Source organism: Shewanella sp. 10N.286.52.B9 (assembly GCF_002873635.1).
Taxonomy (GTDB): Bacteria; Pseudomonadota; Gammaproteobacteria; order Enterobacterales; family Shewanellaceae; genus Shewanella.
The window spans coordinates 22,829-34,981 of sequence record NZ_MCTY01000210.1 but is presented as its reverse complement, the minus strand read 5'-3'; the positions used below and the strand labels follow the sequence as shown (position 1 = coordinate 34,981).

Genomic DNA, 12,153 nt, shown 5'->3' with positions numbered 1-12,153 from the left:
GAATCCGTTAAGGCTGAGGCGTCGAGTTGTTGTGCGAGCAAGTCTGAATCCGTTAAGGCTGAGGCAGCGAGTTGTTGTGCGAGTAAATCTGAATCCGTTAAGGCTGAGGCTACAAGTTGCTGTTCAAGCAAGTCAGAGGCCGCTAAAGAAGAGAAAAGTGGATGTTGTTCAAGTGAGACAACATCTGCTGCCAGTGAAGAAAGCTGCTGTGCATCAACCCAAGACATGGCGACCGAGCTTAAACAAGAAACTATTCTGTCTCGTATCTTCACTGGACTTAAGTATGCCGCAACCGATTTAGTGCGAGATACGACGTTGTGGTTATTAGTCGGATTATTCTTTGCTGCGTTAGTACAAACCTATGTGCCGACTGACTTTTTAGCAAAATGGGGTGATGGCATTCTCGCTATGCTAGTCATGGTGTTAATTTCAGTGCCTATGTATATCTGCGCCACCGCATCAACACCGATAGCGGCAGGCTTGTTGTTAGCAGGGGTATCACCGGGGGCAGTTCTGGTATTCATGATGGCAGGGCCTGCGACTAATATCGCGACTTTAGGTGTGGTAGCGAAAGAGTTAGGAAAGCGCGCCTTGTTTGGTTACCTGGGCGGGGTATTAGGTGTGGCTTTGGTTGCAGGGATATTGGTTAACTATCTTGTGGCTGAGTTTGGCTTTGTGGTCATGCCGCAAATCGGTGAACAACACGAGTTATTGCCCTATTGGTTAGTGTTAAGCTCTGGCATTGTATTAGCGATATTAATGGCAAAAGTCGTTTGGGATAAACTGCCTAAAATGAACATAAAACGAGATTGCTGTTCATAAGCTTTGATTGTCCCTTATAAACCACAAAGGCCCTTGAAGGGCCTTTTTTATGCTTCTGTGTCATTTAGTTATCAATAGTAGGCTTGTCTAAATTACTGATACACCCTGTAACCTAGTTTGTTGCTTTTTGTTTGTTAAGTTAGCGCTTAGGTTTTAATGGTTAATATAAGTAAATGCTTAATGAGATCGGGTTCAAACTTTAACTTTAAATAACATCGTTATTGTTAGGTTACTGTTTATTCGTGAACTTAATCACTCATTCCTGCATGCTACCTACTTAGTATGCGCTCCGTACCCATTAAGTGGTACTAACAATCGGAGTGATGATGATGAAACATTTAACGAAACGCAAATTAGCATTCGTTATCGCAGCTGCAATGGGGATTGCGGGTTGTGGTAGTGATGGCAAAGACGGTGCACCAGGTGAACCAGGTCCAGGACCTACCCCACCTGTTGTAGAAACCTCAACAGTCACCAATGTTGAAATATTTAACCACACTTTAGAAGAAGGTATGGTTAAATTTGATTTTGAAATTAGCGATGAAGAAGGTGTGTTAATTTCTGGTCTTGAGAAGGCAAGCGTTGAGTTTGCTGAATTGACCGACAAAGGTATTGCTCGCAGCCGTGATGATTTTGAAGGCACAATTCTTGGTGGTAGTGCTAGCGATGAAACTGAAGGCGCTAGCTTAACTGAAGTTGCTGATGGGCATTATGAGTTCGTGGCTCCAATCGAAAACATCAATGCTGCTTCAGAAGGTATTATTCGTTTAGCTGTTGGTGGCGGTGAAAACATTGCTAAGTCTAGTTACATTGTGGTTGATAAGACTGCAGGTATTCACACGACTAGTACTGCTGCATGTTATGAGTGTCACGTAGATTACGCTGAGTTTGGTACTAAGCACCCTCACTATACGGCGATCAACACAGATGGCGAAGCTGACTTCCTTGGCGGTTGTATGACTTGCCACGGAAACGTGACTAAAGATGATGGCGGGTATGCTACCAACACCATGCAAAAGATTGGTCATATCAATCACATGAACTTCGAAACAGGTTTCGAAGGTAGTAACTGTTACACTTGTCATGCTGAACCTGTGACAATGACTTACTCAGAAACAACGTGTTCTGATTGTCACCAAGCAGCTGGTATGAACGAATATGTAGACATGAATGCATTCGCTGCAGACACTGATTTCCGTCGTTTACACACAAAGTTCCCTACACAAGTTGAAGTCAATGAAGTGCATTACTCAGTAATGTCAGAAGTTGTTGCAGCTGAAGATGGCTTATCTTCTTGTTCAACTTACTCACTTTTCAACACTGAAGGTGAGACAGCAACACTGTTAAACACTGCTGAAATGTTAGCTGCTGGCGATATCACTATTGCTATTACTTACCAACGCTTAATCAGTAACGTGATAGATACTGTGTCAGGTACAACTACATTTACTGATAATGAAGACGGTAGCCGTGAGTACTGTATTGAATATGTGGCGCCAGAAGGCGAAGCGTTATCAATGCTTGCTAGAACCACCTTCCAAACCAATGAAGATGATAAAGTCATTCTGGCTGCACTATCTGAAAATGGTCGTCGTTTAAATGTGACACAAGAAAGCTGTACAACTTGTCACAACGTAGCGGGTGAATTCCACGGAGGTGCTGGCTTTGCTGATGGCGGCGCAAGTTGTTTATCATGTCACTCCGCTGGTAACGATCGTGCGTCAGCAAGAACTGTTGCTATGGATGCTTTCCTGACTGATAAATTCAGAATTGATGCCGGCTATACTATCCCTGCAATGGATCGCAATGATGAAGAACTTCAAATAGGTTGGAAAGCGATTAGTGCACCAGGCTTCGGCCCTATGATCCATGCACGACATTGGGGTAACCAGCCATATCAAGGTTCTGAACTTGATAGTAGAGGTAATGAAGTCCTTGTTGCTAATTCAGCTTTAAAATTAAGTGCTGAAAGCTGTGTGTCTTGCCATGCAACAGTTGTTGATTTGAATAAAGTACCTGCTCAATTCATGCCTTCTAAATCTATGAATGGTGGTACATCAGGTGTTTACACTAGTCAAATCACAGCTAACTGTGCTGGTTGTCATACTGAAGATATCGCTATAAGCCATATGACAGACAACGGTGGTGAAATCAACAAGCCAGAAGCTGATTTTGTTGATGAATGGTTCTTAGCACCAACATCAGAATCTTGTGCAACGTGTCATGCTGAAGGTAAATCATTCGGTATCGAGAAGTTCCATAACTTCGAACGTTAATGATTCATTATCGACATAAATGCCCTGCAAGGTTATGTTGATAACAATGACTTAATATTGAGATGTTAGAAACAAAAAGAGCCACTATTACTAGTGGCTCTTTTTTTACGTTTGTGTTGCAACATTAGTGCAATTTAATGATGTAAATAAGTCAGTTAAAAGACGCTTTAATATTATTGACTAAAAATAATATTCAACTTTTCGGCTAAGCGAATGCCTGCTTGCTGCATTCTTAGCTCCACAGTTGGGGTGTGATCAAAAATATATTGGAAGCGCAAATCAGGCTGATCATCACGATTTTTTTCTAACTCATACGCGGCATCACGCAAGGCTTTGGATTCATCCGCCCACACATAATAGTTTTGACCTTGCCAGTCGCTGATATCTTTTGCTGAAATACGACTGATAAATTTTGTGTATTCGGTATAGCTTAATTTTTGATGCTCAATCAGCTTGCTATCCCACACTGAATGCAAGTTAGTGTCGTCACCAAACCACTTCAATTTTACAGCATTGCCGCCACGGTCATGGCTATGACCTACGTGTAATGGCTGATGAATATCGCCGACAAAGTGCACATAAAAAGCCAATGCTTGCCATTTTTCTTGTTCAGGTGTGGTGGTGCTTTTTAGTACTTGTTCATATTTTTCAAGACGCTCAATAATATCGCCTTTCGGGTTTCTGGTGACAGTGTCCCAGGTTTTGCCATCGTCAATTGACACATAATGCCAAGGCGATGAGTGATACCAATTTTTGTCTGAACGGATCTCATCTGCCCAAGTCGACATCTGGGCCAGTGATTCACCTTTTGTCAGTTGATTAATCTTTTTTTGAGCGGTTTTGGATAAATTATTTTGGGCAATTTCACCAATAATACGGTGACCTAATTGGCCAAATGCCTGTGCTGGCTGACTAGTAAAAACGGATACAGCCAGTGTGGCACTGATTAACAATACAGCAGGTTTCATTATTATTATTCCATTGGCATTTAAGTAGCTTGGACCTAGTAAACCACTTAAATGAGGTTAGACAGCGAATGATGAAAGTCACTTTTTAGATTAATTTTTTGTGACTAAAGAGCCTACTTTGCGGCTGTTGTTCATGCTTTGTTGTGGATGTTGCGCGAAGTTGACGCTCGCAGTTTAAGTTTTGTTGCTAAATAGTTCAACAATGACATGATTTTGAAACAAATTGGTTATAAACTAGCGCCTGAAGTTTTTACTCTACAAACTTCTTTATAAAGCTAGATTAACTAGTACATAAATAAATATAAAAATATTTCAGGGGTCTGAAAATGTTAAACAATAAAATCAGTCGCTTAGCGCTAGCGACATGCTTTGCTATGGGCGTTTCTCTACCAGCCATGGCCGCAGATACTGCATCAAACATCCGCGGTCAGATTGTTGGTCCTCAAGGAAATGCTGTTACAGATGCAACAATTACTATCATCCATGAACCAACTGGGACAGTGACAGAAGTGTCAGTAGGCGCTGATGGTCAATTCCTTGCTCGTGGTCTTCGTGTTGGTGGTCCTTATCTGATCAAAGTTGATTCAGGTAAATTTGCTGATGATATAGAGCAAGATTTATATCTAAACGTCGGTGAAACATTACGTTTCAACCGTACTCTGCAATCTGCAGCTGATATGGAACGTATCGGTGTTGTCGGAACTGCGAGTTACTATCGCAGCGCAGGCGCTAATAGTGAATTTGGCGCAAAAGAAATTGCTAACGCACCAGGAATTAGTCGTGATCTTAAAGATGTATTGCGTCAAAACCCAATGGCTGTAGTGGGTGCCGATGGTATTTCCATGAGCGTAGCGGGGATGAACCCTCGCTTTAACACCTTCGTTGTCGATGGTATTTCTCAAAATGATGATTTCGGTCTTAACTCAAATGGTTATCCGACTCAACGCTCACCCATCTCAATTGATGCTGTTGAAAGTGTTGCGTTAAATGTTTCTCCTTATACAGCACGATTAGGTGGCTTTACTGGCGCGCAGATTAATGCGGTAACTAAGTCTGGTACTAACGAAGTTTCAGGTACCGTTTTTTACGAAATGACCAATGACAGCATGGCTGGTGAAGGTCTTACTCGCGCAGATGAAGATGGTGTTCGTGAAAAGGTAGAACAAAAATTCGAAGAAAAAACCTTTGGAGGCACCATTGGCTTCCCAATCATCAAAGATAAACTGTTTTTCTTTGGTTCTTATGAAAGCTTTGATGCGCCAAAATCTGCTGAATGGGGACCTGAAGGAGCTGGTTTTGGCAACAACTCTGACATTACAGAAGCCGAATTGCAGCGTGTGAGAGATGCAGCAGCAAGCGTTTACGGTCTAGAAAATATTGGTGCTTACGATAAAACCCCTCAAGAAGAAGATAAGAAAATTCTGGCTAAAATTGACTGGAATATTAACGACGATCACCGTGCCAGTTTTACTTATCAAAATACCAAAGGTAACTTAACTAACAACTTAGCAAACAACTCAAGCAGCATTAAGTTATCAAGCACTTGGTATAACAAAGAAGAAATCTTAGAGACGTACGCTGCTAATTTATACAGCGACTGGACTGAAGATTTCAGTACTGAAATTAAAGTGGCATACAAAGATACCACTTCAAACTCAAACACCATTGATGACCTAGGTATTGGCCAAGTTGAAGTACAAACTTACTGGTTCCCAAATGCTGATGAACCATGGAAAAGCTTTGGTTCAGGCGACAAAGTTACCTTTGGTACAGATAAATCACGCCAAGCTAATGAGCTAAATAACCAAAATTTAGAAATGCGTTTTGTTGGTGATTACTACTTAGGTGATCATGAAATAGGCTTTGGTGTGCAATACAATAAAATTGAAGTATTCAATTTGTTCGCACAAAACGTATTGGGTAACTGGAGTTTCAAATCAATTGAAGACTTTGAGCAGGCCATTGTTGATGACTTCTTTTATTCAAATGCAAAGTCAGGCAATCCAACAGACGTAGCTGCAGAATTTAATATGAGTACTTTAGCGTTGTTTGCTGAGGATACTTGGAATATTAATGACGACTTAGAAATGACCTTTGGCTTACGCTACGAAACCATCAGCATGACAGAGGCGCCTTCTCTTAATCAAAACTTTGTAGACCGTTATAATTTTGCCAATAACAGTACTTTCGATGGTAAAGATATCTGGTTACCACGTATTGGCTTTAAATACCTGCTAACTGATGATGTATCTCTTCGTGGTGGCGTAGGCCGTTACAGTGGTGGTCAGCCAACAGTTTGGATGTCAAACAGTTTCTCAAATGATGGTAATAGCTTATTAAGTTTCAACGATGGTTGGGATACTTCTTGGGGAACGCCTGATTTTGGCAATGTGCCAAACGGCGCACAAGATGGCTTAGTGGGCGGCGATGGTAACACTAACTCATTAGACCCGAACTTTGAGCTTCCTTCAGATTGGCGTGCGAGCATCGGGTTTGACAGTACTTGGGACTTTGGTGCCCTAGGTCAAGATTGGTTCTTCGGTGGTGAGTTCTTATACATTCAAAAAGAAAATGATGTTGCTTGGGTTGATTTGGCTCGTCGCGAAGTTAAAACAGATGCAACAGGCCGTGTGATTTATGAGCCTTTCGATCCTTTAGATCCGACAAATGAAGATTATGAACGTTACGACTTGATGCTAACCAATGCTGAAGAAGATGGAACTAGTAAAACACTAACCTTTTCATTAGCTAAGAATTGGGATATGGGTCTTAATATGCGTGCAAGTTATGCATATAACTCATTAGACGAAGGTAACCAGGGCTCTAGTTCAACAGCGACGTCTAATTACCAGTTTACGCCGGTTGGTTCTGACCGAAATGGCACGACAATGGGTCCTGGTTACTATGAAACGCCACACCGTTTCACTGTTAGCCTAGGTTATGAAACTGAGTTTGTTGCTGGTTATGCATCTAGCTTCAATATGTTCTACGAAGCCCGTGAAGGTAACCCGTTAACTTGGGTGCTTGGTTCATTTAAAGACCGCGGCTTTGGTGATCAAAGTGCGTTTTATGGTTCTTCATACTATCTACCTTATATTCCAACGGGCGCGGATGATCCAAATGTGGAGTATTACTACAATCCGGAATACGACGCAGAGTTTGGATATGAGGAATTTAAAGCAGCGATTGATGAAATTGGTTTAGGTAAATATGCCGGCGGTATAGCACCTAAAGGGACTGACAACCAACCATGGGTACATCAGTTAGATTTCCGTTTCACTCAGGAATTACCAGGATTTATGGATGGGCATAAAGGTATTTTATACTTTGACGTGAAAAACGTACTTAACCTGATGAATGATGATTGGGGCCGTGTAGAAACACAAAGCTATGGTAGTAAGAAGTTGGTAGACCATAATTATAACCCAGAAACGGGTGTTTACACTTACTCAGTGCCTTACGGGCAAGATGGGTTAGAGACTGACAATTACAATCGCTATGACGTAAACAAGTCTGCTTGGCAGTTAAAAGTTGGCGTTAAATACAAGTTCTAAATTGAGCTAGTTTAACCTGAAAATACCGAGCTTATGCTCGGTATTTTTTTGGCTGAAATTCACCGGTTAATCCACTTATTTAATCATGCTAGACTGCGGCCATAGAGATCAATTTTTGGTGGGTAGTTATGTCGTTACTAAATTCAATGCACTGGAAGCTATTGAGCTTTAATGAACTCAGCCTTGATGAGTTGTATGAGCTATTAAAGCTCAGAGTCGATGTGTTTGTGGTGGAGCAAAACTGCCCTTATCCCGAGCTTGATGAGAAAGACCGATTACCGCAAACCAAGCATTTGTTAGGAATGAATCAGCAAGGTGAACTCATTGCGTATACGCGAATTTTAGCGGCAGGTGTGAGTTATGATGAAGCCAGTATTGGCCGAGTGATTGTGGCAGAAAAGGGCCGTGGACATGGTATTGCACATGCGTTAATGCAGCGCTCAATTAATGTTGTTAAAACTCAGTGGCCGCAAACCAGCATCCAAATAGGCGCGCAACAACATCTCAGCGATTTTTATCAGCAGCAGGGCTTTATCTTAAATTCAGAAATGTATCTTGAAGACGCCATACCGCATATCGATATGCTACTTAATTTACAAAATAACTAGTCATTTAAGACTGCTATAGGAACAGTTTATTTAGTTTGTATTAGCGTATTTATATTATCAGTATTAAGGAAAAATAATGTCAGATTTTATCATCAATAATACCCGTATCGTCTGTGTTGCTCAGTTTGTTGCTAAAGAAGGTAAACGTGATTTACTGGTTGCAGCTCTTGCTAAGCTGATCCCCGCGACTCGCCGTGAATTAGGTTGTATTCGCTACGAATTAAATATCAGTTTAGATGATGATAGCAAAGTGGCCTTTGTGGAAAAATTTGCCGACAGAGCAGTATTTGATAAACATAATGCGACTGATTATATTCAAAATTATTTCCATAATGTTATGCCTGAGCTTGTTGAGTCACATAAGGTTGAAGTGTTCAATGAAGTGATTGCTTAAGCATTAAACTGATTAGCAAAATGAAAAAAAGAGTGCGAGTGCACTCTTTAAATTATTTCGATTATACGATGATAGCTTTGTTAATCGCTAAGTTTAATGGGGCTTAGGTAATTCCCTTAAGGTTAAATTAGGGTGTAAATTTAACTCACCTTCATGGTCAATAATGGCGATGTCATCTTGCTGAGAAATTACAGCCAGAGGGCCTTCTGGCATGCTTCTCACAAAAAGCAATCTGTAACCAAAGCGGTTTAAATCGTATAGGGCAACTTTTTGATCTGCAGTCAGCAACTCCCAATGCTCTTCATGAGAACGAGGGTTTTCACGTCTTTCACTGAGCTGATATGCGACTTGATTCATAAATCAATTGGCCTGAATAATTATTTTTATTAATCGACTATAAACAAGCAAAATGATCAATTCAAACGTTTTATTGCAAAAAATAGAATGAAAAACAATCTTAACGAGTATTTTTAATACAAAAACTGTCATTGATAGGGATTTAGAGGTTATTTAGATGATTCACTATATTGAACCGGTTTATCGACCACCATCAGAGTGGAAGTCGCTGATATTGCAGGTGACCAATGGTTGTAGCTGGAACCTATGTTCTTTCTGCGATATGTATACCCAAGAGCAAAAAAAATTTCGCGCCCACAAAGTCGATGCTATTGAGCAAGATATTCTCAGCGCTGCCGCTTCAGGGGTACCAATCTCTAGAGTGTTTCTAGCTGATGGTGATGCAATGACGTTGCCGTTTAAGCGCTTAAAAGAAATCTGCCAGCTGATTAATAAACATTTACCCAGTGTCACTCGCATTAGTAGTTATTGCTTACCGCGTAATTTAACTAACAAAACCGTTGAACAGTTGGCGGAGCTTAAAGCCTTAGGCTTGTCTTTACTTTATATCGGCTGTGAAAGTGGTGACGATGAAGTGTTAACCCGTATCCAAAAAGGCGAAACCTTTGAATCCTCTTTAGCTGCTTTAAGCAAAATAAAGCAAGCCGGGATCAAGTCATCAGTGATGATTTTAATGGGGCTAGGGGGTAAGGCGCTTTCTATTCAGCACGCTAAGGCATCTGCAGAGTTGATGAATCAAGCTCAGCCTGAGTATTTATCTACCTTGGTGGTGACATTGCCATTGGGGACCGAGAGAATGGATCAGGCATTTGATGGTGATTTTGTGTTGCCCGATCAACTGGGGCTGTTGACCGAAATGCAAACTTTGTTATCGGGCCTTGCACTGGAGAAAACTATTTTTCGTTCTGATCATGCCTCAAACTATTTAGTGCTGAAAGGCGTTTTAGGCAAAGATAAGCCGCAATTACTGGCTCAAGTAGAACAAGCGATTAAAGGCAGTATTCCGTTACGCCAAGAATGGCAGCGGGGCTTGTAATTAACAGTGCCAATTGTGGTATCACAATTGGCACAGAGCTTATCGAGTATGTTTTTAAGGCTTATTGCTATTGACTCTATTCTTCGGCTACCGCCGTCATTAAGGCATTTTTGAAATCATTGACCCAGTGACGATAAACCGTTTTAACATCACCCCAATTGAATACTTGGGTGTTTTGACGCCATTGATCAAAGCCCACACCGCGATCAGCCGCTTTGGCTAACACTTCACCGCTTTGTCCATCTTTAAGTACCGCCAATAACACCATTGAGCCTGAGTTTTGGGTATAAGTTTTTCCCATGGAATTATAGCTTCGGCGGGATTTTTCAATTGGCGCGCTTAAGCGGATATCGGTTACAGCGGTTTCAATCACTAAGGTGTTAGGACCTTTTTCTGTGACTAACTCAAAGGGCTGCTCACTATTGAACACATCGCTAACGGTTTTACTAAATTGCAGCGCCATTTTATCAAGGGACTCTTGGGGTAAGTCGTAGGTGGCATTAGGCCCTTCAGTTTGTTTATTAATTCGAGGCGCTCGATAACCTTCAGGATGATCATTGGTGACTTGGGTCGGTTCAAAGTACAGTTTGGTATATTGGCGCCAATTTACATCGGGTCTTGCGTACGATAAGGCCAGCCTGGAGTTATCGACTTTAACTAAACCTTCTTTGGTTATTTCAGCGTCCGGTCCTTGTTGCAGGCTGGCAGGCCCCGATGCACAGCCCATGAGAGTGAATGCTATCAAGCAAATTAAGGGGCTAGCAGTTAAATAAGTCTTGCGCATATAATCAATCCAGTAATGTATATTGTGCTAATAAATATGGCAGCTATCACTGCAGAGTCAATAATAGATTTAGCGCTCAGAGTCAGTGTTTGAATTATGGCTTTTGGTTAAACAAGACTAAAAATAGAAGGTTTATGAGCATGAGTTCAAATATGGATATTCGAGTCGATGATTTGTCTGGCGTTGAGGTGGCGGCACTATTAAATGAACACTTGCAGGACATGTACGCCACGTCGCCAGCAGAAAGTGTCCATGCGCTAGATTTAACAAAACTGCGCCAAGATGATATTACCTTTTGGACTGTGTGGGAAAATCAGCAGCTACTTGGCTGCGGCGCAATTAAACAATTAACTGCCAGCCACGGTGAAATAAAGTCGATGCGGGTTGCTAATGCACATCGCGGTAAAGGTGTTGCTAAGCACTTACTGCAACATATGCTAGCGTTTGCTAAATGTCAGGGTTATGAGAAGTTAAGCCTAGAAACCGGCTCAATGGATTTTTTTAAACCCGCAAGGCAATTGTATCAAAGCTTTGGTTTTGACATTGGCGATAAGTTTGCTGATTATGATAATGACCCTAGCAGCCTATTTATGCATAAAACCTTAACGGCCTGAGTGGTATTGAGCTGACGAAGAGGCAGGTTATGCCTCATCTTGAAAGATATCTTCAATGGTTAGCCCAAAAAGGCGCGCCGCTTTAAATGCCAATGGCAAACTTGGATCAAACTTTCCTTTCTCAATAGCATTAATAGTCTGTCTGGAAACGCTCAGTAACTCTGCCAGTTGTGCTTGGGTTAAGTCCCGTTCTGCGCGAAGTACTTTTAATCTGTTTTTCATCGGTACTTCCTATTGCCTAAAATTATCCCCACCATGTAGGTCAAACTCATGATGATGACTAAGTGAGATATCTCTGCATGAGCATTAATCAGCCCTGTGGTGTCGAGCGTTGAATAACTGATGCCCACAATTAATCCGACGCCTAAACTCAGCCCCATGGCGTTAAGCTGAATTTTTTGTTGTAGTTCATCAAGGGAAGCTAGGTGTTTTTTATTAGCGAAAATCATCCCGATACCGACCAAAAAATTAAATCCAATCGCAGCGGCGGTAATGATGTCATGTTACGACCAAATAAACATTGGACCAAAAGTCGATATCGCGAGTGTGATGACCCATGCAGCGGTCCATTTGGCTAAACGATTGCTGTTGACGTTATTGCACTTTTTCCAATCATTTTCTGTTGAGTTAGGTGTATTCATAAATCATTCCTTTCAAGTTAGCTTGTCTTTAAGTAAAGTAAACTTGACCTAACTATGTGACTAAAAATTACTCATGTCAAGTTTTGATGACATTTAGTA

The 12,153-nt window shown here is 41.3% G+C and carries 13 protein-coding genes; 7 read left to right on the top strand and 6 right to left on the bottom strand.

Annotation, left to right across the window (positions count from 1 at the left end):
- The coding region (locus BCU91_RS17145; protein ID WP_198590492.1) for a permease at positions 1 to 822 on the top strand (822 nt) is incomplete at its 5' end.
- A gap of 323 nt (positions 823 to 1,145) precedes the next feature.
- The gene (locus BCU91_RS17140) at positions 1,146 to 3,098 is read left to right on the top strand and encodes a cytochrome c3 family protein (protein ID WP_241904107.1); all 1,953 of its coding nucleotides are present in this window, start codon (positions 1,146 to 1,148) and stop codon (positions 3,096 to 3,098) included.
- A 173-nt stretch (positions 3,099 to 3,271) separates the two neighbouring features.
- On the opposite strand, the gene BCU91_RS17135 is transcribed toward BCU91_RS17140, so the two are convergent.
- A complete protein-coding gene (locus BCU91_RS17135; RefSeq protein WP_102531989.1) occupies positions 3,272 to 4,066 on the bottom strand; it encodes a S1/P1 nuclease in 795 nt (264 codons plus the stop codon).
- Positions 4,067 to 4,392: 326 nt separating this feature from the next.
- Between BCU91_RS17135 and BCU91_RS17130 the strand changes: the two genes are divergently transcribed.
- The 3 genes from BCU91_RS17130 (at position 4,393) to BCU91_RS17120 (ending at position 8,622) form a co-directional block, all read left to right on the top strand.
- Positions 4,393 to 7,620, top strand: a complete 3,228-nt coding sequence (locus tag BCU91_RS17130) for a TonB-dependent receptor (RefSeq protein ID WP_102531988.1) — start codon at positions 4,393 to 4,395, stop codon at positions 7,618 to 7,620.
- A gap of 128 nt (positions 7,621 to 7,748) precedes the next feature.
- Complete coding sequence (locus BCU91_RS17125; RefSeq protein WP_241904106.1) at positions 7,749 to 8,228, top strand: GNAT family N-acetyltransferase; 480 nt, start codon at positions 7,749 to 7,751, stop codon at positions 8,226 to 8,228.
- A 76-nt stretch (positions 8,229 to 8,304) separates the two neighbouring features.
- Positions 8,305 to 8,622, top strand: a complete 318-nt coding sequence (locus BCU91_RS17120; protein ID WP_102531987.1) for a putative quinol monooxygenase — start codon at positions 8,305 to 8,307, stop codon at positions 8,620 to 8,622.
- A 93-nt stretch (positions 8,623 to 8,715) separates the two neighbouring features.
- Here the strand turns inward: BCU91_RS17120 and BCU91_RS17115 are convergent, their stop codons facing one another.
- On the bottom strand, positions 8,716 to 8,979 hold the full coding sequence (locus tag BCU91_RS17115) for a hypothetical protein (protein WP_102436930.1): 264 nt from the start codon (positions 8,977 to 8,979) through the stop codon (positions 8,716 to 8,718).
- Between the two features lie 157 nt (positions 8,980 to 9,136).
- Here BCU91_RS17115 and BCU91_RS17110 point away from each other — a divergent pair, with 157 nt between their 5' ends.
- Positions 9,137 to 10,015: a radical SAM protein gene (locus BCU91_RS17110; protein ID WP_102531986.1), complete on the top strand. Its 879-nt coding sequence runs from the start codon at positions 9,137 to 9,139 to the stop codon at positions 10,013 to 10,015.
- A 76-nt stretch (positions 10,016 to 10,091) separates the two neighbouring features.
- On the opposite strand, the gene BCU91_RS17105 is transcribed toward BCU91_RS17110, so the two are convergent.
- The gene (locus BCU91_RS17105) at positions 10,092 to 10,799 is read right to left on the bottom strand and encodes a DUF3313 family protein (RefSeq protein ID WP_102436927.1); all 708 of its coding nucleotides are present in this window, start codon (positions 10,797 to 10,799) and stop codon (positions 10,092 to 10,094) included.
- A 140-nt stretch (positions 10,800 to 10,939) separates the two neighbouring features.
- Between BCU91_RS17105 and BCU91_RS17100 the strand changes: the two genes are divergently transcribed.
- Positions 10,940 to 11,413 carry a GNAT family N-acetyltransferase gene (locus BCU91_RS17100; protein WP_241901083.1) on the top strand — a complete coding sequence of 158 codons (474 nt, stop codon included), beginning with the start codon at positions 10,940 to 10,942 and terminating at the stop codon, positions 11,411 to 11,413.
- 27 nt (positions 11,414 to 11,440) lie between these two features.
- Here BCU91_RS17100 and BCU91_RS17095 read toward each other — a convergent pair whose 3' ends face one another.
- Genes BCU91_RS17095 through BCU91_RS20415 form a run of 3 tightly spaced genes read right to left on the bottom strand, consistent with a single transcriptional unit; the run spans position 11,441 to position 12,054 of the window.
- Positions 11,441 to 11,635: a helix-turn-helix transcriptional regulator gene (locus BCU91_RS17095; protein ID WP_102436925.1), complete on the bottom strand. Its 195-nt coding sequence runs from the start codon at positions 11,633 to 11,635 to the stop codon at positions 11,441 to 11,443.
- A complete protein-coding gene (locus tag BCU91_RS20420; RefSeq protein ID WP_198590491.1) occupies positions 11,632 to 11,862 on the bottom strand; it encodes a hypothetical protein in 231 nt (76 codons plus the stop codon). Before BCU91_RS20420 ends, BCU91_RS17095 begins: the two co-directional genes overlap by 4 nt.
- A gap of 54 nt (positions 11,863 to 11,916) precedes the next feature.
- The gene (locus BCU91_RS20415) at positions 11,917 to 12,054 is read right to left on the bottom strand and encodes a hypothetical protein (protein WP_198590490.1); all 138 of its coding nucleotides are present in this window, start codon (positions 12,052 to 12,054) and stop codon (positions 11,917 to 11,919) included.
- Positions 12,055 to 12,153: the final 99 nt, after the last annotated feature.